This is a genomic window from Amycolatopsis sp. NPDC102522, from assembly GCF_055584485.1.
In genome coordinates this window covers 381,520-406,741 of sequence record NZ_JBVJLY010000004.1, presented here as the reverse complement: position 1 = coordinate 406,741, position 25,222 = coordinate 381,520, and the positions used below count along the sequence as shown (strand labels likewise).

Here is a 25,222-nt window from a genome sequence, read left to right as displayed (position 1 = left end):
ACGGCGACCGTAGCGGGTTTCACCCCGTCGCCGCGCAAGCGAGATCCTGCCGCGGACGCTGCCCGGTGACGAGGTACTCCGTCGTGGCGTCGTTGAGGCACTTGTTCTTCAGGTAGAGGTAGGCGCCGTGACCGCCCTGGTCGGCGGTGATCATCCGGGCGCGGTCACCGAGGGCCGCGCGCATCTTCCGGGCACCGGACAGCGGGGTGGACGGGTCGCGGAGATTCTGGACAATGAGCACGTTCGAAGGCCCGTGCCCGGTGATCTTCACCGGCGGCTCGCTCGGCTCGGCGGGCCAGAACGCGCACGGCCAGATGTTGGCCGCGCCCGCGCCCCAGATCGGATGGCGGACCCGATCGATTTCGACGTTCCGCTGGTAGAACTCGACGGCCTCCGGCCAGTTCCGGTCGCCACAGAGCACGGCCAGCTGCGCGGCGGCCGCGTTGTCTGCGGGCTGATCCGGCGGCGGCGGAGCGCTCGGCACCTCGGGCAGCGGCTTGCCGGTCTCGACGGCACGCCACAGCTCGGCCGCCTGGGGCAAACCGGCGTCGGTGTACAACCCCTCGAACGTGCGCTTGCGGAACTGCCTGCCGTCGAAGCCGTCCGGCCTCGGTTTCGCGTCCAGCCGGGCGGCCAGTTCGAAGTACTTCCGCTTCACCTGTTCTTCGGTGGCACCCAAGGCGTACTCGGGATGCGCGACGATGAACTTCGCCAGATCCGGGAACCGGTCCTCGACACCCCGGCCGAAGCCGCGCGAGGCCGAAGGAGCGCTGCCTTCGTCGCTCATCGAGCTGTCGAGCACGATCCTGTCGCCGCGATGCGGGAACAGTGTGGCGTAGACAGCGCCGAGATAGGTGCCGTACGAGACGCCGAGGAAGGAGAGCTTCCGCTCCCCCAGCGCCGCGCGGACCCGGTCCATATCGCGAGCGGTGTTCGCCGTGGTCATATACGGCAGCAGTGACGCCGTCGCGCTGGATCCGCACTTCGCGGCGGTCTCCGCCATCCGCTTCGCGCGGGCGGCGACATCGGCCGGGTCGAGCGCGTAGTCCGGGATGTTGGCGGTCTGCGACGTCCCCGGCGGCAGGTCGCAGGTCACCGGCGTGCTGTAGCCGACCCCGCGCGGATCCATGCCCACCACGTCGTAGCTGTCCTTGACGCTCTGCGGCAGGCCGAGATAGTTCAAGATCAGCGGATAGTTCGTCGCCGGGGCACCCGGCCCGCCGGAGCTGAGCAGCAGCACGCCGCGGCGCTTTTCCGGGGCCGCGCTGCCCAGCCGAGAGATCGAGATGTCGATCGTCTTGCCGCCGGGCTCGCGGTAATCGAGCGGAACCTTCAGTGTTCCGCACTCGAGTGGGCCCAGCGGCGTACCGCTCGGGCACTTCCCCCAGTTCACGGTGCTCGGGCCCGCGTCGGCCGCGACACCCGGTGGACCGAGGGACGCCACCATGGCGAGAGTGAGAACGGCGACGACGGATTTCCGCATTCGATGCACCTCCGGGACGGCGCCGCCGAACTGTCCACAACGGACAATCGCGGGCGCCGTCCCAGTGAACAACGTGCCCCTGGGGCATACTCAAGTCGAATCACTCGCCCAGGTGCTTTTCCGCCGCTACAGGGGTCAGCCGGTCGAGCGGACCGCGTTGTAGTAGGTGTCGGCGATGAAATCGCACGGACCACGGCCCGGGCCCGTGCCGAAGGTGTGGTCACATTGCTGGTGTATGAGCCGGAAGAAGAGATCGTCGCAGCGCAGCGTGTTCTTTCCGCCGGCTTCCTCACACATGTCGTGGTTCGCGCACGGGCCGCGGAAGTCCACCTGACCCCAGGGCGGGACGACAGGCTTGTCCGGCGACAAGGTGCAGTAGTCGTGCCAGGCGCCGCGATTCGGGTCGTAAACGTAATTCGAAGGAATGGGCACGGAAGCGGCGGCCAGAGCGGTACCCGCCAGAAATGGGAGAGTGCCCACGGCAACAGCCAATGCGACAGCGCCGCGCCGAAGCCTCGACTTCGTCCGGGACTGGCTCGATTTCGGTTCGGCCATCGGAGTCCACCTCATCTGTCGAAGATTCACCTGAAACACAGGTGCGATGACAAAAAAGGCTATTCCGGCCCGGTCGGCCCTGTCAGGGCTCGTTCGGACCACACGGTTCGGACCACACGACCGGCCGCGACTCAGCGCACCAGACCGGATTCCCAAGCCCAGACGGCGATTTCGGTGCGATTGCGGGCCGCGATCTTGCGCTGGATCGACGCGAGGTGGGTCTTCACCGTCGAGAGGGAGATCGTCAGCTCGTCGGTGATCTCGGCGTTCGTCCGGCCGCGCGCGATGGCCTTGGCGACGTCGAGTTCGCGGTGGGTCAGCGCGGGATCGGCCTGTCGGGCGCGGCGCCGGGCCGAAGTAGCGGTGAAATGAGCCAGCAGCCGGGTGGTGATCGACGGCGAGACCAGCGCTTCACCGTTCGCGGCCGCGTGCACCGCCTCCACCAGCAGGCCGGGGCCCGCGTCCTTCAGGAGGAAGCCGCAGGCCCCGGCGCACAGGGCCTCGTGCACCAGCTCGTCGAGGTCGAAGGTCGTGACGACCAGGACGCGCAACGGGTCTTCGACGTCGGGGCCCGCCAGCCGCCGGGTGGCGGTGAGACCGTCGACCAGCGGCATGCGGATGTCCATCAGCGTGACGTCCGGGCGCAGCCGCTGGGCCAGGCGGACAGCCTGCTCGCCGTTTTCCGCCTCGCCGACCACTTCCAGCCCGGGCACCCGCTCCAGGATCAGCCGGAAACCCGTGCGTACCAAGGCCTGGTCGTCGGCCAGCAGGATTCGCAGTGTCACCGCGCCGCCCCCCTTTCCGGTGCGTCGGCAGCCGACACCCCGCCCGGCAGGGGCAATTCGGCGAGGACTCGCCAACCGCGCTCTCCGTGTTCCCCGGCGGTCAGCCTGCCGTCCAGCGCCGAGATCCGCTCGGCCATCCCGATCAGGCCGTAGCCACCCGGCGAGCGACGCACCCGGCCGGGCCGGAGCCCGTCGTTGCCGACCTCGACCCGGAGGTACCGACGGCCGTCGGTGGGCTCGACCACGACAGTGACGCGGCGGGCGTCGGGCGCGTGCATGCGCACGTTGTTCAGCGATTCGAGGACCACGCGGTGGACGGTGGACACCGTTTCCGGCGCGACAGCGAGGTCGGCGAGCCCGTCCGCCAGCCGCACCGTGACGCCTTCGTCGTCGCCGACCGCCGCTTCGATGGACTCCACCAATCCGCCGACGGTGACCTGTGACGCAAGTTCGGGGCTGCGCAACATCATGACCAGCCGCCGCACCGCGCCGAGTGCTTCCGCGCCGGCGTGCTCGATCTCCTTGATCAGTTCCTGTTCCGGCCCGTCCGCCAGGACGACACCGGCGGCTTGGGTGCGGACCACGACCCCGGTGATGTGATGCGCCACCAGATCGTGCAGTTCCCGTGCCAGCGCGAGCCGTTCTCGATCGCGGGCCGCGGCCAGCGCCGCGTCACGACGGGCTTCACCGTCCCGCAGGATCAGCCCGACGATGACGCTGCAACCCCACAGCAAGGCCCACACCACCGCGATGGACAGCGTCGTGAACGTATCGCCGAAGCGCAGGACCGGGGCCGCGGCCATGGTCAGCCCACCGAGTACCGCGAGCACGGCGGCGTGACCACGCGGCAGCCGGTGGCACGCCGCCCCGACCAGAACCGCCAGCGCCAGCGCCTCGACGTCACCGCTTGGCGCCGCAGGCGGTTCGAACAGGAAACCCGCCCCGCTACAAGCCAGCGAGAGCGCGATCCCTGCCGTGGTCAACGCCGCCGTCCGCGCCGGAAAACGGCGCCGCAGCAACGCGAGCGCGCCCAGCGTCAGGCCTGCCGCGAAGTAGAAGATCTCCCCCGCCGGGGGCGGACCTTGCATGATCAGGCGCCGTACCAGCTGTTCGACGTTCAGCCCGGCCAGCACCACGACCTCGGCGATCACCAGACCGCGGACGGGCGGCGGGGTGGCGGTCGGAAGCACGCGGCCGTCCTTCCTGGTTCGCTGGTCCGGTGATCATCATGCCTCAGCGGGCGCGGGGACGCCGGGTGCGCCGGACCGTCCGGCGCACCCGGTCGTTCATCGTGGTTCGGCCGCGCACGCCAGGTCGTGGTCCGGACGCTGGCCCGTGAGCAGGAAGGTGGTCGCCGCCGTATCGGCGCACTTGTTGCCGATGTAGGGATAGACGCCGTGCCCGCCCGCGTCGACGGTGACCATGCGGGCCCTGTCGCCGAACGCGTTCCGCAACTTCTTGGCACCCGCCAGCGGTGTCGCCGGGTCACGCTGGTTCTGCAGCATGAGGACGTTGGACGGCCCCCGGTCACCGACGCGCACCGGCGGCTCCTTGGCCTCGGGCCAGAAGGCGCACGGCTGGACGTTGGCCCCGGCGGCGCCGAACATCGGATGGCGGAGCCTGTCGATCGCGACGGTGCGCTGGTAGGTGCCCACCGATCCGGGCCAGCGGGAGTCGTTGCAGATCATGTAATAGCGGCCGGAGACCAGGTTCTCCACCCCGGGCACCTCGCCGGGGCCCATCGGCGGGAGCGGCTGGTCGTTGTCGAGCGCCTGCCAGATCTTGCCCACGAGCGGCATCCCCGCGTCGCTGAAGAGGAAGCCCCAGGTGAGCATCCGGAACGTCGGCCCGTCGATGTCGCGGATCGGGGCCTTGTCCATCCGCACGGCGAGGTCGAAGTACTTCGCGGTGACCTGCTCGGGCGTGCTGCCCAGACCGTAGGTGGCCGAGGCGGCCGCCGCGAACTTGGCGAAGTCCGGGAACCGGTCGTCGAAGCCCTGGGCGTAGATCCGGTCGTTCGCGTAGTCCCAGCCGTCCGGGCCCACGTTGCTGTCGAGCATGATCCGGTCACTGCGCTGCGGGTACAGCGTGGTGTACACGGCGCCGAGGTGGGTGCCCCACGAGTAGCCCGCGAACGAGATCTTCTTTTCGCCCAGCGCGGCCCGGATCCGGTCCATGTCGCGCGCGGTGTTCGCCGTGCTGACGTGCGGCAGCATCCCCGCCGTCTTCGAAGTGGCGCACTGCCGGGCGATGGCCTTCGACTGCTCGGCCCGCTTCGTCACGTCGGCGGCGTCGCGCGCATACGGCGGCACGTTGCCGACCGCGCTCTGCTCCGGCGTCAGGTCACAGGTCACCGGGGTGCTGTGCCCCATCCCCCGCGGGTCGAACCCGATCAGGTCGTAGCTGTCGAGCACGCTCTGCGGCATCTTCGCCACCGCCAGTTCGGCGGGGAACTTCAGCCCGGCCGAGGGACCGCCCGGGTTGGTCAGCAGCACGCCGCGGCGCTGCCCCGGGTTCTTGCTGGCCAGCTTGGAAATCGCGATGTCGATCTGCTTGCCGCCGGGGTCCTGGTGGTCCAGCGGGACCTTGATCGTCGAACACTCCAGGCCGGGCGCCGTGGCGTCGGCCGGGCACGGCCCCCACTTCACCGGCGTCGGTGACGCCTCTGGTGACGCTCCCGCCGGTACCGCCGCCGCGGCGGCCGCCGCCAGGATGGCGATCGCGAGCGCGATGGACCACGTCTTCCTCATCCGACACCCCTGTTTCGGTCTGTTGGCGAATCTCCATCCTGTTCACCTCGCGGTGAACGCGCATCGAGCGCGGGAATGGTTCCGCCACCGCCTTTGGTCGGCCAAAAGGACTAGCCGGAAGGCGCAGGGCTGCTGGTGCGGTTGACCGCGGGCCAGGTCCGTGAAGGCCCCCTTGAGGGACTGCAGGCGGCCAGGGGTGCCGGGCCGTGGTGGGGCGCGTTGGTCGTGAGTGGTAAGTGTCGCTAGAACGTCACTTACCACTCACGACCACCCGCGCTCAGAGCATCGCGTTCACGCCGGTGAGATCGCGGCCGATCAGCAGCTTCTGCACCTGGCTGGTGCCTTCGTACAGGGTCAGCACGCGGGCGTCGCGCAGGTACTTGCCGACCGGGAACTCGTCGATGAACCCGTAGCCGCCGAAGACCTGGAGACAGTTGTTGCTGACACGCACCGCGGCCTCGCTCGCGTGGTACTTCGCGATGGACGCGTCGGTCGCGTAGTCCTTCGGCGAGACACCCGAATCGGCGATCCGTGCCACGTGATGGGTGAGCAGGCGGGCGGCCCGGACGTCCACGGCGGAATCAGCGAGCAGCTCCTGCACCAGCTGGAACGACGCGATCGGGCGGCCGAACTGGGTGCGTTCGATGGAGTACCGCACGGCGGCGTCCACGGCGGCCTGTCCCAGCCCGACGGCACCTGCCGCGACCGAGATCCGACCTCGGGACAGCGCGCCCAGCGCGATGCCCAGACCGCGGTCCACCTCGCCCAGCCGCGCCGAATCGGGCACGCGCACGCCGTCGAAGCTCAGCTCCGCGGTCGCCTGGCCGCGCAGGCCCAGCTTGCCGTGGATCTCCCGCGCGGTCAGGCCCGGCGAGCCGGTCGGCACGAGGAAGGCGGTGAGGCCGCGTTCGCTGGTGCGCGCGAAGGTCAGCGCCACCTGCGCCCAGGTCCCGTTGGTGATGAACATCTTGCCGCCGTCGAGGATCCAGTCGCCGCCGTCGCGGGTGGCGCGGGTGCTGACCGACGCCGCGTCGGAGCCGGTGCCCGGCTCGGTGAGGGCGAAGCAGCCGAGGGCGTCGCCGCTGACGAGGCGCGGCAGCCACTGCTCCCGCTGCTCGTCCGTCCCGTGCGTCACGATGGTCTTGGTGACCAGGCCGAGCGACACCGACACGATGCCGCGCACCGCGGAGTCGCCGCGCCCCAGTTCCTCGGTCACCAGGACGTAGGACAGCATGTCCGCGTCCACGCCGCCGTAGGTCTCGGGGACCATCAGGCCGAGGAAACCCAGCTCCCCCAAGCGTTTCACGATGCCGCGATCGACCTGCTCGGCGCGATCCCACTCCCCCGCGTGCGGGACGATCTCGTCGTCGACGAACCGCGCGGCCATCGCGCGGATGTCGCGCTGTGTCTCGGTCAGTCCGAAATCCGGTGAAATCACGGTGTTTCCTTCTCCAGCGGGTAGGCGGGGGCGGTCAGGGGCAGGCCGAGCTCGGCTCGTTCCCGCAGCCAGCGCGTCGGCCGGTACCGCGGGTCGCCGGTGCTCTCGTGCAGCCGGCTTTGGAGTTCGAGCAGGCGGACGGCTCCGACGCGATCGCCCCAGGCGAGCGGTCCGGCGGGGTAGCCGAGCGCGGCCGTGACGGCCAGGTCGATGTCCTCCGGTGTGGCCAGCGAGCGTTCCGCGATCGACGCGGCGACCGAGACGATCGACGCGAGCAGGCGCTGGGCGACCGAACCGGCGGTGTCCCGCACCACCGAGACCAGCTCGGCGCCCAAGGCACCGACGGCCGAGCGGACCGCGTCCGGGTCCGACGCCGGAGTCACGGCCAGCACGCGGCGGCGGCTGGTCAGCGAGAGCGGGTCCACGCCGAAGGTGCGTGACGTGGGCAGTCCGTGCGCGGCGATCGCCGCCGAAACCGTGGTGCCCCAAGTCGGCACCAGCACAACGGCCTCGGAAGTCAGCTCGTCCAACGCGTGCGGTAGCGCCGCACGCAAGGCCTCGGCGTCCTGGCCCGAACCGGCGATCCACAGTGGACACTCCGTGGCGACGACCGGCTCTTCCGGTGTGGTCTCGGCGCCGGGGCGGTGGTCGTAGAACCCGCGTCCGCTCTTGCGGCCGAACAGGCCGGCGGTCACCCGGTTCGGGCTGAGGAACGAAGGCCGTAGCCGATCGGAATGCCGAAACCCTGCCCAGATCGAGTCGATGACGGCGGCCGTCACGTCGAGACCGGTCAGGTCCATCAGCTCGAACGGGCCCATCCGCAGGCCGAGGACGTCGCGGGCGATCCGGTCGATCACCACCGGCTCGGCGGCCGAGTCCTCCAGGAGCGCGAACGCCTCGGTGACCAGTCCGCGCCCGGCGTGGTTGACCAGGAAGCCGGGGGTGTCGGCGACCGTCACCGCGCGGTGTCCGGACGCGCGGACCAGCTCGGACAGGGCGCCGGGGATGTCAGGGCGGGTGGCCGCGCCCGGGACGACCTCGACGATCTTCATCAGCGGCACCGGGTTGAAGAAGTGCAACCCGGCCAGCCGCGACGGATCGCCCAGCGTCGCGGCGATCCGGGTGACCGGCAGCGAGGACGTGTTGGTCGCGAAGATCGTCGTCTGCGGCAGGACCGCTTCCAGCGCGGTGAACAGTTCCGCCTTGGTGTCCAGGTCTTCGCGGACGGCTTCGATCACCAGGTCCACGTCTTCGCCCGGCGCCGAAACGGCCTCCAGCGGCACGAGCCTGGCGCGGACCGAGCCCGCCTCCGGTTCCGTCATGCGCCCCTTGACGACGGCGCGGTCGAGTAGCTGCCCGATGAAGTCGATCGCCTCACCGACGGCCTCGCGCCTCGCGTCGGCGAGCTCGACGGTGTGCCCGGCGGTCGCCGCCCACTGGGCGATACCCCGGCCCATCACGCCGGTTCCGATGACCCTGATCCGCATGTTCGCTCCTCAGCGCAGGTAGACGCGACCGGGGTCGACTTCTTCGCGCAGCCGCCGGAGTTCGGCGGCCGCGGGTGGTTCGATCGTGGCCAGATCGCCGTCGACCTCCAGCGGCCAGCCGGTGGCGGCGCGCACCTGATCGGCTGTCACGCCGGGATGGACGGCGATCAGCCGCAGGGGCTCGCCCACCCCCGGCCGCGCGAGGATCCCGAGGTCGGTGATCACCCTGGTGACCCCCGCGCCCAGCGGCCGGATGCCGTCTGCCAGCGCTCGGTCGGGGCCGGGCGAGGTACAGAAGTCCAATTTGTCCACAAAGGACCGGGGGTCGTGGCGGCGCATCACGACGAAGACCTCGCCGGAGTTCGCCATCACCTCCATCGCGCCGCCGGGGCCGGGCAGCCGCACCGTCGGGTCGGCCCAGTCGCCGATCACCGACGAGTTCAGGTTCCCCCACCGGTCGATCTGCGCGGCGCCGAGGAAACCGACGTCGATGTGCCCGCCCTGCAGCACGTTGCCGAAGAGCGCGGGCATCGACAGCACCGCTTCGGCACCGGTGATCAGCACGGCGTCGGCGATGGTTTCCGGCAGCTGCGAGGGATGCGCGCCGCAGACACCGGACTCGTAGACGATCTCCAGATCCGGCGCGACCGTGAGGTGGGCCAGCGACGCGGCCAGTGTCGGAAGGCCGATCCCGGCGAACACCGTGCGTTTCCCTGCCAGTTCCCGGGAAGCCACCACCGAGAGCAGCTCTGACGAGGTTGTCGTGCCAGTGTCCTTTGTGGACGTCATCGTGCGTTCTCCCGTCGCTTCCCGTAGTTCACCGGCAGGCTCAGCGCGTCGTCGACGGCGAGGCCCGCCCAGTAGCTCTCCCCCAGTTTCGCCACGTATTCGGTGTGATCCCGGGTGCCGAGCACCCATTCCGCCAGCCACTCGCGCAGGCCCGCCGGATCCGCGCTGATCGCCGACCAGCCGCGGTAGAACGCGTTGTCGCGGTCGTAATAGCCCTGCGCGAACGACGGGTGCGCGCCACGCGGGCAGGCCACCACGGCGTCGACCGCGTGCGAAGGAACGATCGTGCGGTTGGGATCGCGACGGATGACGTCGTCGTCGACGATCTCCTCGACCACCACCACGGCCTTCTTTGCCGCGTACACGGCTTCGGCCTGGATCCCGGTCAAGCCCCAGACCTGGGTGTTGCCCGACCGGTCCGCCCGCTGGGCGTGGACGATCGTGACGTCCGGGTTGATCGGCGGCACCACGTAGATCTGCTCGCCGTCGTCGTAGGGCGAGCGCACCTTGCGGAGGCCGGGGTTGACCGACGGCAGATCGCTGCCCGCGTACGAGCGCACCGGGTAGAACGGCAGCCGCTGCGCGCCGGCCAGGTAGCGGCCGATCATGCCGTAGTGGCTGTACTCCTCGAACTCCAGCGGTTCGGGGTCGGCGCGCTCGATCCGCCGCCGCAGTTCCCCGAGCGAGCCCGCCGAAGAGTTGCCGACGAACGAGGACACCAGCTTGCGCACGCAGCCGCCCGCGAGCATCTGGTCCACGACGATGTCCGCGGTCATCCGGACCACGGTGAGGTCGCGGCGGCCCTGCCGGATGATCTCGTGCCCGGCCGCTGTCGGGATCAGGTGCGTGAACCCTTCGAGCGCGACGGTGTCGCCGTCGTGGACGAAGGCGGCGATGGCGTCGGCCATCGTGGTGGTCTTGTCGGTCACGGGTTCACCGTGCCAGGCGGCATTGTGCAGAGTCCAATACCGAATTAAGGTCAGATTGATACTGAGCTGAGAATAATCGAGGTGTGACATGGAGTTCCGTCATCTGAACGCCTTCCTGGCGGTGGCCGAGGAACTGCACTTCGGCCGCGCCGCGAAACGGCTGCAGATGGCCCAGCCGCCGCTCAGCCAGCAGATCCGCCAGCTCGAACGCGAACTCGGGGTCGCGCTGTTCGAGCGGAACACCCGCTCGGTGCGGCTCACCAGCGCGGGCGAATCCTTCCTCGCCCCGGCCCGCACCGTGCTCGACGACCTCGACCTGGCCACCCGTGCCGCGAAGGCGGCCGGCCGCGGCGAATTCGGCCGGGTCACCGTCGGCTTCGCCGGAGCGTCGAGCCACGAGTCGCTGCCGCTGCTGACCAGGGCTGTCCGGGCCGCGCACCCCGGGCTCGAACTGGTGATGCGCGGGCAGACCTACGCCAACGTGGCGCTCGACCGCATCGCGGACGGTTCGCTGGACCTCGGCTTCGTGCGCCTGCCGGTCACCCAGCCGGGCGTGCGGGCCAGGGTGATCGACGAGGAGGAGCTGATCTGCGCGCTGCCGTCGGACCACCGGCTGGCCGGACTCGATCGCGTGCCCCTCGACGAGCTGGCCTCCGAGGTGTTCGTCAGCTTCCCCGCGAACGCGGGCTCCACGGTCCGCGAGGCCACCGTCAAGGCCTGCACCGAGAGCGGGTTCACCCCGAAGGTGGTCCAGGAGGCACCGGATTCGTACACGATCCTGGCGCTGGTCGCGGCGGGCGTCGGCGTGACGCTGACCCTGACGTCCTGCCAGCACATCCAGCAGACCGGGCTTGTCTACCGGCGTCTCGCCGGGAAGTCGATGCGCCTGCAGGCGGCGCTGGCCTGGCGCGCCGACAACCCGTCCGCCGCGCTGCGGACGGTGCTCGCGGTCGCCGAGGAGGCGCTGCCCACGCCCGTGCCCAGCGGCGATTGATACGAAGGAACACTTACTGAGTGGCCGATTCAGTATTGGACGTGTCTCGGTGACGGCTGGCATGGTTCCCGCCAGAACAGGGACGTTGGCGCCGGGGGGTCGCCGTGCCCGGGAACAACGGCGATCCAAGGAGACGGTATGGGTGCGGCGAATGCGACCGCGAAACGCGCGGGCATCGGGGCGTTCATCGGCTCGACCATCGAGTGGTTCGATTTCTACATCTACGGCACCGCTTCCGCGCTGGTGTTCGACAAGGTCTTCTTCCCCGAACTCGACGGAGCGCTCGGCACCCTGGTGGCTTTCGCGACCTTCTGGGTCGGGTTCCTCGCCAGGCCGCTCGGCGGCGTCATCTTCGGGCATATCGGCGACCGTGTCGGCCGCAAGAAGACGCTGGTCATCACGCTGCTGCTGATGGGCGTCTCGACCACCCTGATCGGCGTGCTGCCCGGCTACGCGACCATCGGCATCGCCGCGCCGATCCTGCTCGTGGTGATCCGGATGATCCAGGGCATCGGGCTCGGCGGTGAATGGGGCGGTTCGGTGCTCATCGCCTCCGAACACGCGCCCAAGGGGAAGTCGATCCTCTACGGCGCCTTCGCCCAGCAGGGCTCGCCGGTGGGCAACACGCTGAGCACGATCAGCTTCCTCGCCATCAGCCAGCTGCCGGACGCGGCGTTCGTCAGCTGGGGCTGGCGGGTCCCGTTCCTCGCGTCCGCGCTGCTGGTCGTGGTCGGGCTGTTCATCCGCCTGAAGGTCACCGAGTCCCCGGCCATGGCGGGACTGATCGAGGCCAAGAAGGTCGCCAAGCTGCCGCTTACCGAGGTCCTCCGCAACCACCCGATGCTGATCGTGCTCGGCATCGGCGCGTGCACCATCGGCCTGTCCGCGACCTACTTCAAGTCCACCTTCGCGCTTTCGTGGGCCACGTCGGACATCGGCTTCAGCCGCAGTTCCTTCCTCACCATCATCCTGGTCGCCAACATCACCCAGATCCTGGTGCAGCCGTGGGGCGCGGTGATCGTCACGAAGATGACCAGCTGGCGCCGCGCGGTCACGATCATGCTGCTGCCCGAACTGGTGCTGATGCCGCTGATGTTCCTGCTGATCAGCACCGGCGACTACGCCTCGGCGATGGTCGGTGTCGTGGTCGCCACGATCCCGCACTGCCTCTACTACGCCGCGCTCGCGGGCATGCTGGCCAGCCGGTTCCCCGCGCACGTGCGCTACACCGGGATCTCGCTGTGCTATCAGCTGTGCGGCACCCTGCTGGGTGGTACGACGCCGATCGTGGGCCAGTTCCTGCTCAACCTCACCGGCTCGATCACCGCCGTGATCGTGTTCGCGGTGTTCCAGGTCCTGCTGACCCTGGGCTGCATGCTGGCGCTGCTGAAGCGGCCCAGCTACGACGAGCGCGCCGACGAGCCGGTGCCGGCCGCCGCGGCGGTGACCCGATGATCACCGCGAACGGCATCGAGGAGATCCGGGCACTGGCGGGACGCGATCTCGGCACTTCGGCCTGGCGAACGGTGACGCAGGACTTGATCGACACCTTCGCCGAGGTTTCCGGTGACGGCCAATGGATCCACACCGATCCGGTGCGGGCCGCGGCGGGACCGTTCGGCGGCACGATCGCCCACGGCTTCATGACGCTGAGCTGGGGCATCCCGATGTTCGCCGAACTGCTGCGCGTCACCGGCGTCGGCATGGCGTTGAACTACGGGCTCAACAAGGTCCGGTTCCCCGCGCCGGTCCCGGTCTGCGGCCGGGTGCGCCTGCGCGCGTCCGTGCTGGAGGTGACGGCCGTGCCGTGGGACGGCGTGGAGATGGTGCGCGCCTTCACTTTCGAGCTCGAAGGGTCACCGAAACCGGCTTGTGCGGCGGAATCGGTGACGCGCTACTACCTGTGACGCGGGCCAGGAACGGCGCTCGGCGGCGGAGGCCCGGAAGCGGGGGGGGGGGCCCGGGGGGGGGGCGAGGATTTTTGGGACAGGGTGGTTGGGGGCGCCCCCACACCCCCCGGGGGGGGGGGGGGCGCCCCCCCCCCCCGGGCCCCCCCCCCCGGGGCGTCCATCTTGCCGCCCCGCGGGGCGCCCCCCCCCACGCCCGAAACCGGCAGGTGGGCGAGTCAGGCACGCGCCCTCCTCTTGAAGTCCGTGACCCCCGTCAGGAAGTGACGGTGTCGATCAGCCGGTTGAAGCGGAGTCTCGTGGCACGTTCCACCCCGGAAAGCACCCCGGCGACGGTCAAGACGACGTTCCCCCACGTGGGCAGATCGACCGGCGACACGAACCTGCCGACATGCTCGGCGATCGCCGGGGCCCGGGTGACGGCTTCCGCGCCGTGCATGAGGCTGATGACGAGCGCTGCCAGCAGGATGGTGAGGGTCACCGCACCGACGACGGCGCTCGTCCGCGGATAACGCAGCCCGAATCGCGCCCGCAGTCCTTCCTGCGAACGATCGTGCGGGCGCAGCGCGCGTTCGGTGCCGTCTTCGGCGACGAAGTGGATGCGTTTCAGCCCGAACGCGCTGGTGGCGACCTCGATGACACCGCCGGGCACGGGAAACGACGTCGGCAGGTTCGACCGATGGATCTGGACCCCGTCGAGGTACAGCGCGGCGGGGCTCTTCCCGACCGCGTTCTCGTGCTCCTTCTTGCTTTTCGCGTCGACCATGTGCCGGACATCGACCGCGTACACGCGGGTTTCCCCGGACGGCGTCACCAGATCGAGGAAGAGCACTGAACGGGAAAACAGCTGCCAGAGTCGGTATTCGGGGAGCGCGCTCCCGTCGCCGGGCCTGACTTTGCCGAGCTGCCACCGTCGTTTGAGATTCTTCATGGTCCTTTCTCTTCCTTCAGGGCGCGATTTCGAGGAGGACGTTCAGTCGCCTCAGGACGTCCAGCTGGGCTGGGTTGTACAGCTCGACCAGGCCGCGGAGGACCATCGGTTCGGTCAGTGCCACCTTCGTCCTCGCGTCGGTCAAGGACGGCTGTGCCTCGATCTGGTCGCGCGCGACCGGCGCGAGTTCCTCGGCCAGCCGTTGCCTCGTGGCTTCGTCGGCGTCGGCCGACAGCGTGTCGAACTCCCCTTGTGCCGGAGGACGAGGCGCCGCGTGCAACTCGCGCATCACGTCCATCGTCTTCGCGTCCAGCACTCGCGAGAAGACCATCAGCATCGAACGCTCCACCTCGGACAGGTCGGTGACGTTCCCGTCGAAGCCCGGCGGCAGGTCGACGAGGCTGCGGCGGTCCAGGATCAGCGCCAGCTCCCTCCGCATCCGCTCCTGCCGTTCGATGCTCGCCTTCAGTTCGGCGTCCAGCGCGCGCAGCGTCCGCTCCGCGTTCACGTCGGACTCCTCCATCGCCTCGATGTCGGACAGCGGCACGCCCAGGTCGACGAGCCGCCGGATCCGCAGCAGCCGGATCAGATGCGTGACGCGGTACCGCTTGTACCCGTTCGCACCTCGTTCGGGCTCGTCGAGCAGACCGATCCGGTGGTAGTAGCGGACGGTCTTCAGGGTCGTGCCGGCCAGGTCCGCCAGCTCACGTGTGCTCCAAGCCATCCCCCGAAGTGGACACCATGCCCCTGGGGCACAGTCAAGAAAGATCACCGGATGGCGCCGGCGGCGGACCTCTTCTTGACCATGCCCCGAGGGCACGGTCTCTACTCAAAACGGACAGACAACCGACTTGTCACCCGAGGGGAAGCCATGCGGAGAGCCTTGACCATCGTCATCGCCGCGGCCACGGCCGCGGTGGTGCTCGCACCACCAGGACTCGCTCAGACCGGCGAGGCCGCCCAGGCGCCGAAGTGGGGCGAATGCCCCGCCGACGTCACCAAACCCGGCCTGCAATGCGGCACCATCGACGTCCCGCTCGACCACCGGGACCCGGACGGGCAGCGGATCCGGCTCTCGCTTTCCCGTCTGGCGAGCAAGAATCCCGACAAGCGCCGGGGCGTGCTGCTGACCAACCCCGGCGGACCGGGCGGCAGCGGCCTCGGCTTCCCGGGCGGGCTCGTCGACCTCAAACTGCCGCAAAGTGTCCTGGACACCTACGACATCATCGGTTTCGACCCGCGCGGGGTGGGCCACAGCGCCCCGGTCACCTGCGACCTGACGACGGAACAGCAGAACAGGGGCAACATCCCGCCGTACGCGCGCGACGCGGCCGACGTGCTGAAACAGGCCAAGAACGCCAAGACCGTCGCCGAACAGTGCGCCAAGTCCACAACAGGGAACCTGCTCCCCTACATGTCGACAGCGGCCACCGCACGCGACATGGACAAGATCCGCGAGGCACTGGGCGAGGACAAGCTCTCCTTCCTCGGCTACTCCTACGGCACCCACCTCGGCGCGGTCTACACCACGCTGTTCCCCCACCGCAGCGACCGGATCGTGCTCGACAGCAACCTGGTCCCCGGCGGTCTGGACCGGACGAGCAGCCGACTGTTCGGCCCTGGCATGGAAAAACGGTTCCCGGACTTCGCCAAGTTCGCCGCCGCTCATCCCGAATACGGCTTGGGCACCACTCCGGAGCAGGTGACCGCGAAGTACTTCGACCTCGCCGGCCGCCTGGACCAGACACCGGCGCAAAGCTTCGACGGCGCCCTGTTCCGGCTGGTGACCTTCGGAGGCCTGTACCGGGACAGCCGGATGCCCGAACTGGCGGCGCTCTGGAAGGCGCTCGACACGAACCAGCCGCCGCCACCGGTGACCGCCGCGGCCGCCCCGCAGAGCGTGGAGAACCAGGTGGCCAGCCACCTCTACGTGATCTGCAACGACTCCCGCTGGCCGAGGTCGGTGAGCAGCTACCTGCACGACGTCTCCGTCGACAGGAAGCGTTACCCGATGTTCGGCGCGTCCGGGGCCAACATCCGCCCGTGTGCCTTCTGGAAGACCGAGCCCGCCGAACCGCCCGTGCGGGTCGGCGACCGGGGCCCGTCGAACGTGCTGCTGGCGCAGAACACCCGCGACCCGGCCACGCCGTTGGCCGGTGCCGAGCAGATGCGGCGCGCCCTCGGTGACCGGGCCCGGATGGTCACCGCCGACCAGGGCGGCCACGGTGCCTACCTGATCGGCGCGAACAAGTGCGCGAACGACACGGTCACCGCGTTCCTGACCACGGGCGAGCGTCCCGAGGACGATCGCACCTGCGTGGCGGAACCGGCCTGACCTCCTCCGGTGCCGGGCCGGTCCGCGCCAGGACCGGCCCGGCACCTTCCTTCGAGGACCAGCCATTCGAGCGAATCGGCGACGTATGACGCGGTGTCACTGGCTCCGTCGCCCCTCCCGTAAGAACATCGGAGGGCGTCCGCACCTCCGTGGACAGGTGGAGAACGGGGAGAACAGTGCAGAACGACCTCCTGATCGTCGAGGACCTGCTCTTGCTGCTGCTCGACGACGAGACCGGGACACCCGCGGCGGCCGGCACGCTGCCGTACACCCTCGGCGGCGCCGTGCTCGCCGAACTCGCGCTGCTCGGCAGGGTCGAGACGGGAGAATCCTCCGCGTTGAACGGTCCCGAAATCATCGCGGTGGGCGACGGCCCCCTGCCCGACCCGGTGCTTCAGGCCGCGTACGACAAGATCGCCGAGAAGAGCCAGCGCGTGCAGCCACTGCTGCTCGCGATCGGCGGCGACCTCTGGAACACACTGACCGACAGGCTCGTCGAACGCGGCCTCATCCGGCGCGAGAAGAAGCGAGTGCTCGGCCTGTTCCCCGTGACCCGCCTGCCCGCGGCCGACACGCGGCACGAGGCGGCGCTCCGGGACGAGATCCGCGCCGTGCTGGTGGAGGACAAGACTCCCGACCCGCGCACCGCCGCCGTGACCGCCCTGCTGTCCGCGAGCGGTGCTCTGCCCGCGCTCCGGCCGACCCTCGCGTGGTCGGCGAAGGTCTACAAGCGCGCGAAGGAAATCGAAAACGGCAATTGGGGTGCCGAGGCCGTCAACGCAGCCGTGGTCCGCACGGCCGCGGCGATCGCGGTGTCCACCGCTGTCGTGGCGGTCACGGTCACCACCATCGCGACGTAGTGAGGAGTAAGGCAAAGGTGTCGGGTCGACGTGTCCGGTCCGATCACGACAGGACTGTGTGGATTTCTGGTCATCCAACGCACCAAAATCCACACAGTCGACGCCACAGGCCCGGTGTCGCACAGAGTCACCCGACACCGTCCACAAACACGCCAGGTTTGCCTTACCCCTCAATAGCTCAGCGAACCAGCCGAGCCGCCCGGATCGCGGAGTGGAGAACGCCTGACAACGTGCCGGCGATCAGCACGCCCAGGAACAGATTCCCGGCGGCCGTCGCGATCCGGGCGCCCCGATCGGCGTCGATACTCAGCGGGATGATCACGGTGATCGCCGTGAGCAGCAGCATGATCGTCACGAAGAACGACTTGGCGCGCGGCGTCCCGAGCAAGAGGAGATGCAGCAACCCGGTCGCGGCCAGCGCGGCGGCCGCGGCGCTCACCGCGTAGGCCGCGGCGCTGATGCCGCCCCACGCGCCTTCCCCGGTCGGGACCAGCACGGGCACACCGAACAATCCACTCGCGACGAGGATGACCACGATCGCCGCCAGGGCCGCGACCAGCGCCGTCGCGCCGCCGCCCGCCCAGAGCCTGCCCACCACGAAACGGTGCCGCGCTTCTCCCGTCATGATCCCCTCCACGCTCTCCCGCCGGCCGGAACGCCTTGCCGTCACAGAAACACGGTGGACCGCGGCCGCACTCCCCCGATCCGGGTGAGGCGAGCGGCCGAAGCACGTCGTCACGGTGATGCGCCCCCTGGCCGGTCTCGCCCGCAACGGGTGACCCGGCCGGGCCCGGCGCGGACCACGATCGAGCGCACACCGAGGTGAGTTCGAGGAGGCCGACGAACCATGACGACCACGAACAGACCGCTGTCCGAACCGGGCGGGAGCGCATCGTGAGCGCCCGCACCGTGCCGCCCGCCGCGTGGATCTCCTGGATCGCGCTCGCGCTCATGACGACCAGTTCGGTCGCGAGCCTGCGCCCGTCCCCGACGATGGCCGTCTACGGGCTCGCGGCCGTTTTCCTTTATGTCGTACCGGCGATCGTGTTCCTGCTGCCGACCTCGCTCGTCTCGGCCGAACTGGCCTCGGGCTGGTCCGGCGGGGTCTACAACTGGGTGGCGCTCGGGATCTCCAAACCGATGGGCTTCCTGGCTGTCTGGTGCCAGTTCGCGATGACGATCTTCTACTACCCCAGCCTGCTCGGGTACGTCGCGAGCACGCTCGCGTACGTGTTCGATCCGAGCCTCGCCGACAGCGGATTGTGGACGGCGGCGGTCATCGTCGTGACGTACTGGTCGGGGGTCTGGATCTCCTCGCGCGGCACGAAGGGCGTGGCCGGGCTCGCTGGCGGCGGGCTCGTCATCGGAACGCTCATCCCCGGGATACTGCTGGTGGTCCTCGGCCTCGTGTTCCTCGGGCAGGGACACCCGTCCGCCGCGCCGATGTCGGCTGGTGAGCTGCTCCCCGCGTGGGCGGGACTGGCCAGCCTGGTGCTGATCGTGAACAACTTCCTGTCCTATTCGGGCATGGAGATGAACGCGGTGCACGTTTCCTCGCTGCGCAAGCCGGGCAAGGAGTTCCCGCGGGCGATGTTCGTGGCGATGGGACTCGTACTGCTCATCTTCATCCTGCCCGCGCTGGCGATCAGCTGGGTCATCCCGGCCGACCAGCTGTCGCTCACCGCCGGGGTGATGCAGGCGTTCGACGCCGTCTTCGCCAACTTCGGGATCCAGTGGCTGACCCCGCTGATCGGCATCATGCTCGTCCTCGCGTCCCTGGGCGGGATGCTGACCTGGCTCGCGGGCCCGTCGAAGGGGCTGCTGCTGATCTCCCGGCAAGAGGGCTACCTGCCGCCTTTCCTGCAGCGGCTCAACAAACAGGGCGTGCAGCGGAACATCCTGGTCGTCCAGGGCGGGGTCACGACGCTCATCGCCCTGCTCTACGCGTTCATCCCGGACGTGTCGAGCGCGTACTGGATCTTCTCGGTGATCACCACCCAGGTGTACCTGATCATGTACCTGCTGATGTTCGTCGCGGCGGTGCGGTTGCGGCGCAAGTACCCCGACCACCCGCGCGGATACCGCGCGCCGATGCTGCTCGGCCTGTGCGGGGTGGGGTTCTGCGCTTCGCTGGCCGCGCTGCTGGTGGGGTTCATCCCGCCCTCGCAATTCGGTTCCGGCAATCCGTGGCTGTACTTCGGGATCGTCGCCGGCGGCGCGCTCGGCCTCGGCCTGCTCGTGCCGTTCCTGTTCTACCGCCTGCGCAAACCGTCTTGGCGTCTGCCGGAAGGATCGGAGGCGGGTGCGTCGTGACCACTGTGGACGAACGATCGACACGCCGGCAGCGGAAGACCGTGTACGTCGTGGTGGGTATCGCGCTGGGCGTACTGCTGCTCGCCGGATACCTGCTGTACCACTCCGCTCGTTCGAACGCCGAGGCCGAAGCGAAGGCCGACGTGCTCATCGCGCGGCTCGTCCAGGTAGGCGCCCGCACACCGTCGAGGGACCAGCTCGTCCGGCTCCTCGGCAAGGACGGCGGCTCGATCTGCGCCGACCCGGACGCGGCATTCCTCCGTGCGACAAGCGAAAGCGGGCTCTCCGGCGGTGGGCCCGGTACTCGCCCGGTACTCCCCGTGGGCGCCTTGGTCCGCGGGCAGATGCTCGTCATCGAGGTCTACTGCCCCGGAAAACTGGCTGCATTCCAGGAATACGTGAAGCAGCAAGGCTTCACCGACGTGACGGGAGGATGAGGGAGATGGATCTCCGTGATCGGGTAAGCGAACTCATGCCGCAGGCGCACGAAGAACTCACAGAGCTCGTCGCGATGCGCTCTGTCGCGGACCCCCGGCAGTTCCCGCCCGAGGAGTGCCATCGTGCCGCCACCTGGGTGGCCGATGCCTTCACCGAGGCGGGATTCACCGACACCAGGCTCGCCGACACCCCGGACGGCAGCCAGGCCGTGATCGGTTCCCGGCCGTGCGGCCGGGACGACGCGCCGACAGTGCTGCTCTACGCGCACTACGACGTCCAGCCGCCGTTGAAGGACGACGCGTGGCGGACGCCGCCGTTCCATCTGACCGAAGTGGACGGACGCTGGTACGGGCGCGGCGCCGCCGACTGCAAGGGCAACATCCTGATGCACCTCACCGCCCTTCGTGCGCTCGGCGACGACCTGCCCGTCAACCTCAAACTGGTCGTCGAAGGCTCCGAAGAGCAGGGAACCGGCGGGCTGGAGGCCTTCGTCCCCGAGAACGCCGATCTCCTGCGGGCTGACACGATCCTGGTGTGCGACACCGGGAACGTCGCGGTCGGGCGGCCCGCCGTCACGGTCAGCCTGCGCGGCATGGTCAACGTGGTCGTCACCGTCGAGGCGCTGCCGTCGGCGCTGCACTCCGGCATGTTCGGCGGCCCGGCCCCGGACGCGCTGGCCGCGCTCGTGTCCGTGCTGGCCACCCTGCGTGACGACGAGGGCGACACCACCGTTCACGGGCTGCCCAACGACGGTCTCTGGCCCGGAGCCCCGTATCCGGCGGACCAGTTCCGCGCCGACGCCGGGATCGCCCCCGGCACGCCGCTGCTCGGCGGCGCCGGGGTCGCGGACATGCTGTGGGCGCGCTCGACGCTCACGGTGCTCGGTATCGACTGCCCGCCGGTCCTGGGCTCCGCCGCGGCCATCACGCCATGCGTCCGGGCCCGGCTGAACCTGCGGATCCCGCCCGGCGTCGAGCCGCACGAGGCGGCACACGCGCTGACAGAGCACCTCCACGCCGCGACGCCCAAGGGCGTGAAGCTCTCGACGGAGGTCGAGGCGAGCGGACGCCCCTTCCGCCCCGGCACCGACGGCCCCGCCTACCGGGCGATGGCCGACGCCATGCAGACCGCGTACGGCCACCCGATGAGCAGGCTCGGCCAAGGCGGTTCGATCCCCTTGTGCACCGTCTTCGCCGAGACCTACCCCGACGCCGAAATCCTGCTCATCGGCGTCGAGGAACCGCAGGCGCTCATCCACGCGCCCAACGAAAGCGTGGCACCGCAGGAGATCTCGGCCATGGCGCTGACCGAAGCGCTGTTCCTGCGCGACTACGGCACCCCGGCCTGAGATGTGGGTACCTTCGATCGGGAGGACGTTTCGACGCCAGGGGAGGCAGTATGTCGGAAGCCGATTCGATTCCAGCCCGCCGAGCGGCCATAGCGCTCACCACGAGCCGGCTCGGTGCCGATCATCGGGAGACGTTGAAAGCCCGGAACCTGCTCGGTTTCGCCCTGCAACGCGCCGGCAGGCTGCCGGAGGCGGAACGCGAGCTCCGCGCCGCCACGGACGACTGCGCCCGCGCTCTCGGCCCGACCGACGCGGAGACCTTGTTCGGCCAGCGCCTGCTGGCCAATCTCCTGCTCGAATCAGGCAACATGCGCGAGGCGGTGCGCAGGCAGCGGGGGTTGGTCGAGGCTTCGGTGGTCGCTCTCGGCGAGCACGACCCGGCCACCCTCGGACGCCGCGTGAATCACGGCGTGCTGCTCTATCACCTCGGTCAGCGGGAAACCGCCGAACGAGAACAACGCTCCACCCTGGAGCTGTGCGAACAGGCCCTCGGCAGGCAGCACCCGATCACGAAAGGTTGCCGGCTCAGCCTGCGAAAGATACGGGGAGCCGTCGAGGGGTAAGCCGCAGCTCCGCTCAGACGACGGCAGCGTGCTTCCCGCTCGGCTGGTCCTCGGCGGCCTGGTCCAGGATGCGGTTCGCGACCCGGCCGAGTGCCGCGTCGAGTTCGTCGTGACCTTCCAGGCCCCAGTCTCCCAATCGCTCGGCCAGCCAGGCCTTCCACGCCCGGATGAGCTTTTCGAGTTCGGCGCGCCCCGCTTCCGTGGTCGCCCATTCGCCGGATTGGAAGGCCAGGTGCCCGGTGAACTCGAGGCGCGCGAAGGCGGCTTCGAACACCCCGGGCGGGATGCCGTAGCGATCCCCGATCGCCGAAAGGGAGGTGGGTTTGTTTCGCCGTTCCCGCAGCCGGACCTGCCCCAGGCACCACAGTCCACCGGTGTCGAGCTCGCATCCGGACTTCGCGAGGACTCCCGCGGACGCCGCCTTTCCGTCACGCGCCAGCAACCGGCCGACAGCGCGCTCGAGGTCCTGGTCTCCGTTGCCCGACTCCGGCATCGCGAAGCCCTCGCCGAGGTCCGGCGCGGCCGCTCGCGAGGTGTCCCGCAGCGGAACCTCCTTGAGGAAGAAGGCCAGCACCAACGCGACGAGCCCGACCGGTGCGGCATAGAGGAACACCGTGTGCAGGGAATCGCTGTACGCCTGGACATAGGGCGCCGAAACGGAATCCGGCAGGGCGTGGAGCGCGTTCGGGACCTGCACTGCTCTCGGGTCGATTCCGGGCGGGAGCGGGTGTTCCGCGGTCGCCGCGGCCATGTTCGGCGCCAGCTGGTTGGCGTAGATCGTGCCGAAGATGGCCGCGCCGAAAGAGGAACCCAGGGACCGGAGGAAGGTCACGCCGGAGGTCGCCACGCCCAGGTCGCGGTAGTCGGCGGTGTTCTGCACGACGATGACCAGTACCTGCATGCTCAAGCCGATTCCCAGGCCGAGGACGGCGAAGTAGAGGGACATCTCCCAGAACCCGCTCGTCGGGGTCAGGCGCGAGAGCAGGTACAGCCCGAGCGTCAGCCCGACCCCGCCGGCGATCGGGAAGATCTTGTACCGCCCCGTCTTGCCGACGACGTTGCCCGCGAAGATGCCGGCCACCAGCAGCGCGATCACCATGGGCAGCATCCGCACACCCGAGCTGGTCGCCGAGATGCCGTGGACGTACTGCAGGTACGTCGGCAGATACGACAAAGCTCCGAGCATCGCGAAGCCGACGACGAAACTCAGAATCGCCGAGACCGTGAAGACCGGATTCCGGAACAGCCGCATCGGCAGCGTCGGTTCTTTCGCGTGCTTCTCCGCGATGACGAACAGCACCAGCAGGATCACCGAGCCGATCGCCATCCCGATGATGGTCGGCGAATCCCACGCGTACTGCGTGCCTCCCCAGCTGGTGACCAGTGTCAGCCCGGTCGCGGCGAGCCCGATCAGCAGGATGCCCAGGTAGTCGATCACCGGTTTCGCGGCGGCCTTCACGCTCGGCATCGCGCTCGCCGCCACGATCAGCACGACGACCGCGATCGGGACGTTGACGTAGAAGGCCCACCGCCACGACAGGTGGTCCACGAACAGCCCGCCCAGCATCGGGCCGAGCACCGTGACGACGCCGAAGACCGAACCGAGGATGCCCTGGTACTTGCCCCGCTCACGCAGGGGCACGACGTCGGCCACGAGCGCGGTCGCGGTGACCATCAGCCCGCCCGCGCCCAGCCCCTGGACCGCGCGGGCCACGATCAGCCAGATCATGTCGTCGGCGAACCCGCAGAAGAACGAGCCCACCGTGAACACGATCACCGACAGCTGGAACATGAGCTTGCGGCCGAACAGGTCGCCGAGTTTGCCGACGACGACGGTCATGATCGTCTCGGCCAGCAGGTAGGACGTGATCACCCACGACAGGTGCCCGGCCCCGCCGAGATCCCCGACGATCGTCGGCAGCGCGGTGCCCACGATCGTCTGGTCCAGCGCGGCGAGCAGCATCCCGAGCATGACCGCCGCGAACACCGCGTTCCGGCGTTTGCGGCTCAGCACCGGCGGGGCGACGTCCGGCCTGCTGACCTCGGCGGTCGTGGTCATCGAGTCTCCCTCACGTCAGGCACACAACGTAAGACAGGCGCCGGGTGTGGCGCACTTCGATGATCACCCGATCCGGTGGTTCCCGCCCAGGTCGTGGCGTCGATCAGATTCCGGATCGCGGCGATACCCCTGGCCACCCGGTACGGCGACTCGGTGCCGACGGAGATCCGGATGTGCCGGTCGCACGACTCACCGTAGGCGATCCCGGCCACCACGCTGACCGCGCTTTCCCGCAGCAGCCGGGTGGCGAACTCCTCTGAGTCCAAAGTGGACCCGCCGAGCGAGGCGAACAGGTAGAACGTCGCCGAGCCCGGCAGGGTCTCGATGCCGATGTCGGCGAGCTGGCCCGCGACCTCGCGGCGCAGTTCCACGACCCGGCGGATCTGCGGACGGGTGATCGCCAGGATGTCGTCGAAGTGTTCGGCGAGGTACCAGGACAGGATCGTCGGCGCGCAGGTGATCAGGTGCTGGTTGATCTTCAGCACCTGATCGATCAGGTCGCGGTGCGCGATGAGGTAGCCGACCCGCCAGCCGGAAACCCCGTAGTTCTTGGACATCGAGTTGACCGTGACGGTGTGCCGCAGCTCCGGGTCGAACGAGCCGCAGGCCCGGAACGGGGTCTCCGGCGGCACGAACTCGTGGTACGCCTCGTCGGCGATCACCACCAGGCCCCGTGCGTCGGCCAGGTCGTGCACGAACTCCAGTTCGGCGTCGGTGTGCACCCGGCCGGACGGGTTGTTCGGGTTGTTGATCACGACGGCCCTGGTGCGCGGCGTGACGTAGCGGCCGAGGTCGAACACGCTCACGTCGTGCGGCACCAGCACCGGGACGCCGCGGCAGAGCCGCACCTGCTCGGGATAGCTCAGCCAGAACGGCTCCGGGATGATCACTTCGTCGCCCGGCTCGAGGATCGCGAGCAGCGCCATGTAGATCGCCACCTTGGAGCCGGCGGTGACGACGATCTCGGTGTCGGGGTCGACCGGGACGTCGAAGTCGGCCCAGTACCTGGCCAGCCGCTGCCGCAGTTCCGGCAGCCCGCGGGAATGCGAGTAGTGGTGCAGTCCGTGCCCGGCCAGGTCGTCGAACCGCGGCATCGGCAGGTCGAAGAACGCCTCGCCGAGCGAGAGCGTGATGATGTCCTGCCCGGCCGCGCTCAGCTCGTAGACCAGGTTGTTGTACTTGATGGACAGCGCCTGCGCCGCACCGTCCACAAGGGACGAAGGCCGGAGCGGCGATGGGGTTCGGACGGTGGTCATGG

23 protein-coding genes are annotated in these 25,222 nt (G+C 69.4%); 9 read left to right on the top strand and 14 right to left on the bottom strand.

Annotated features, from left to right (window positions below; all coding sequences use genetic code 11):
- Positions 1–19 precede the first annotated feature (19 nt).
- The 9 genes from ACZ6YV_RS14615 to ACZ6YV_RS14575 all read right to left on the bottom strand — a co-directional run bounded on the left by ACZ6YV_RS14615 (position 20) and on the right by ACZ6YV_RS14575 (position 10,195).
- Entirely contained in the window at positions 20–1,483 is a 1,464-nt protein-coding gene (locus ACZ6YV_RS14615) for an alpha/beta hydrolase (RefSeq protein ID WP_465510049.1), read from the bottom strand.
- A 135-nt stretch (positions 1,484–1,618) separates the two neighbouring features.
- The gene (locus tag ACZ6YV_RS14610) at positions 1,619–2,038 is read right to left on the bottom strand and encodes a hypothetical protein (protein WP_465510048.1); all 420 of its coding nucleotides are present in this window, start codon (positions 2,036–2,038) and stop codon (positions 1,619–1,621) included.
- A gap of 131 nt (positions 2,039–2,169) precedes the next feature.
- A complete protein-coding gene (locus tag ACZ6YV_RS14605; RefSeq protein WP_465510047.1) occupies positions 2,170–2,823 on the bottom strand; it encodes a response regulator in 654 nt (217 codons plus the stop codon).
- On the bottom strand, positions 2,820–4,013 hold the full coding sequence (locus tag ACZ6YV_RS14600) for a sensor histidine kinase (RefSeq protein WP_465510046.1): 1,194 nt from the start codon (positions 4,011–4,013) through the stop codon (positions 2,820–2,822). Before ACZ6YV_RS14600 ends, ACZ6YV_RS14605 begins: the two co-directional genes overlap by 4 nt.
- 96 nt (positions 4,014–4,109) lie before the next feature.
- Positions 4,110–5,573 carry an alpha/beta hydrolase gene (locus ACZ6YV_RS14595; protein ID WP_465510045.1) on the bottom strand — a complete coding sequence of 488 codons (1,464 nt, stop codon included), beginning with the start codon at positions 5,571–5,573 and terminating at the stop codon, positions 4,110–4,112.
- A 277-nt stretch (positions 5,574–5,850) separates the two neighbouring features.
- On the bottom strand, positions 5,851–7,011 hold the full coding sequence (locus tag ACZ6YV_RS14590) for an acyl-CoA dehydrogenase family protein (protein ID WP_465510044.1): 1,161 nt from the start codon (positions 7,009–7,011) through the stop codon (positions 5,851–5,853).
- Positions 7,008–8,498 carry a 3-hydroxyacyl-CoA dehydrogenase gene (locus ACZ6YV_RS14585; RefSeq protein ID WP_465510043.1) on the bottom strand — a complete coding sequence of 497 codons (1,491 nt, stop codon included), beginning with the start codon at positions 8,496–8,498 and terminating at the stop codon, positions 7,008–7,010. Before ACZ6YV_RS14585 ends, ACZ6YV_RS14590 begins: the two co-directional genes overlap by 4 nt.
- Positions 8,499–8,507: 9 nt before the next feature.
- Positions 8,508–9,287 (bottom strand): CoA-transferase subunit beta, encoded by a 780-nt coding sequence (locus ACZ6YV_RS14580; RefSeq protein ID WP_465510042.1) that lies wholly within the window; start codon positions 9,285–9,287, stop codon positions 8,508–8,510.
- On the bottom strand, positions 9,284–10,195 hold the full coding sequence (locus ACZ6YV_RS14575) for a CoA transferase subunit A (protein ID WP_465510192.1): 912 nt from the start codon (positions 10,193–10,195) through the stop codon (positions 9,284–9,286). Before ACZ6YV_RS14575 ends, ACZ6YV_RS14580 begins: the two co-directional genes overlap by 4 nt.
- Before the next feature lie 109 nt (positions 10,196–10,304).
- Here ACZ6YV_RS14575 and ACZ6YV_RS14570 point away from each other — a divergent pair, with 109 nt between their 5' ends.
- The 3 genes from ACZ6YV_RS14570 (at position 10,305) to ACZ6YV_RS14560 (ending at position 13,117) form a co-directional block, all read left to right on the top strand.
- A complete protein-coding gene (locus ACZ6YV_RS14570; RefSeq protein ID WP_465510041.1) occupies positions 10,305–11,210 on the top strand; it encodes a LysR family transcriptional regulator in 906 nt (301 codons plus the stop codon).
- A gap of 138 nt (positions 11,211–11,348) precedes the next feature.
- A complete protein-coding gene (locus ACZ6YV_RS14565; protein ID WP_465510040.1) occupies positions 11,349–12,665 on the top strand; it encodes an MFS transporter in 1,317 nt (438 codons plus the stop codon).
- Complete coding sequence (locus ACZ6YV_RS14560) at positions 12,662–13,117, top strand: MaoC family dehydratase (RefSeq protein ID WP_465510039.1); 456 nt, start codon at positions 12,662–12,664, stop codon at positions 13,115–13,117. The genes ACZ6YV_RS14565 and ACZ6YV_RS14560 overlap by 4 nt, the downstream gene beginning before the upstream one ends.
- A 256-nt stretch (positions 13,118–13,373) precedes the next feature.
- Here ACZ6YV_RS14560 and ACZ6YV_RS14555 read toward each other — a convergent pair whose 3' ends face one another.
- Positions 13,374–14,048: a hypothetical protein gene (locus tag ACZ6YV_RS14555; protein WP_465510038.1), complete on the bottom strand. Its 675-nt coding sequence runs from the start codon at positions 14,046–14,048 to the stop codon at positions 13,374–13,376.
- A 16-nt stretch (positions 14,049–14,064) separates the two neighbouring features.
- The gene (locus tag ACZ6YV_RS14550; protein ID WP_465510037.1) at positions 14,065–14,772 is read right to left on the bottom strand and encodes a MerR family transcriptional regulator; all 708 of its coding nucleotides are present in this window, start codon (positions 14,770–14,772) and stop codon (positions 14,065–14,067) included.
- 147 nt (positions 14,773–14,919) lie between these two features.
- Here ACZ6YV_RS14550 and ACZ6YV_RS14545 point away from each other — a divergent pair, with 147 nt between their 5' ends.
- Both ACZ6YV_RS14545 and ACZ6YV_RS14540 read left to right on the top strand, forming a co-directional pair.
- Positions 14,920–16,383, top strand: a complete 1,464-nt coding sequence (locus ACZ6YV_RS14545; RefSeq protein ID WP_465510036.1) for an alpha/beta hydrolase — start codon at positions 14,920–14,922, stop codon at positions 16,381–16,383.
- Positions 16,384–16,559: 176 nt separating this feature from the next.
- On the top strand, positions 16,560–17,243 hold the full coding sequence (locus ACZ6YV_RS14540) for a GOLPH3/VPS74 family protein (RefSeq protein ID WP_465510035.1): 684 nt from the start codon (positions 16,560–16,562) through the stop codon (positions 17,241–17,243).
- Between the two features lie 178 nt (positions 17,244–17,421).
- Here the strand turns inward: ACZ6YV_RS14540 and ACZ6YV_RS14535 are convergent, their stop codons facing one another.
- Positions 17,422–17,868 carry a DUF6069 family protein gene (locus ACZ6YV_RS14535; RefSeq protein ID WP_465510034.1) on the bottom strand — a complete coding sequence of 149 codons (447 nt, stop codon included), beginning with the start codon at positions 17,866–17,868 and terminating at the stop codon, positions 17,422–17,424.
- A 269-nt stretch (positions 17,869–18,137) separates the two neighbouring features.
- Here ACZ6YV_RS14535 and ACZ6YV_RS14530 point away from each other — a divergent pair, with 269 nt between their 5' ends.
- From ACZ6YV_RS14530 to ACZ6YV_RS14515, 4 genes are read left to right on the top strand one after another with little or no spacing between them, the layout of a single operon-like run.
- The gene (locus ACZ6YV_RS14530) at positions 18,138–19,556 is read left to right on the top strand and encodes an APC family permease (RefSeq protein ID WP_465510033.1); all 1,419 of its coding nucleotides are present in this window, start codon (positions 18,138–18,140) and stop codon (positions 19,554–19,556) included.
- Positions 19,553–19,993: a hypothetical protein gene (locus ACZ6YV_RS14525; protein WP_465510032.1), complete on the top strand. Its 441-nt coding sequence runs from the start codon at positions 19,553–19,555 to the stop codon at positions 19,991–19,993. Before ACZ6YV_RS14530 ends, ACZ6YV_RS14525 begins: the two co-directional genes overlap by 4 nt.
- The gene (locus tag ACZ6YV_RS14520) at positions 19,990–21,342 is read left to right on the top strand and encodes a M20/M25/M40 family metallo-hydrolase (RefSeq protein ID WP_465510031.1); all 1,353 of its coding nucleotides are present in this window, start codon (positions 19,990–19,992) and stop codon (positions 21,340–21,342) included. Before ACZ6YV_RS14525 ends, ACZ6YV_RS14520 begins: the two co-directional genes overlap by 4 nt.
- A 50-nt stretch (positions 21,343–21,392) precedes the next feature.
- Entirely contained in the window at positions 21,393–21,905 is a 513-nt protein-coding gene (locus tag ACZ6YV_RS14515) for a tetratricopeptide repeat protein (protein ID WP_465510030.1), read from the top strand.
- A gap of 13 nt (positions 21,906–21,918) precedes the next feature.
- Here the strand turns inward: ACZ6YV_RS14515 and ACZ6YV_RS14510 are convergent, their stop codons facing one another.
- Entirely contained in the window at positions 21,919–23,964 is a 2,046-nt protein-coding gene (locus tag ACZ6YV_RS14510) for an MDR family MFS transporter (protein WP_465510029.1), read from the bottom strand.
- Positions 23,961–25,220, bottom strand: a complete 1,260-nt coding sequence (locus ACZ6YV_RS14505) for a pyridoxal phosphate-dependent aminotransferase (RefSeq protein ID WP_465510028.1) — start codon at positions 25,218–25,220, stop codon at positions 23,961–23,963. The genes ACZ6YV_RS14510 and ACZ6YV_RS14505 overlap by 4 nt, the downstream gene beginning before the upstream one ends.
- Positions 25,221–25,222: the final 2 nt, after the last annotated feature.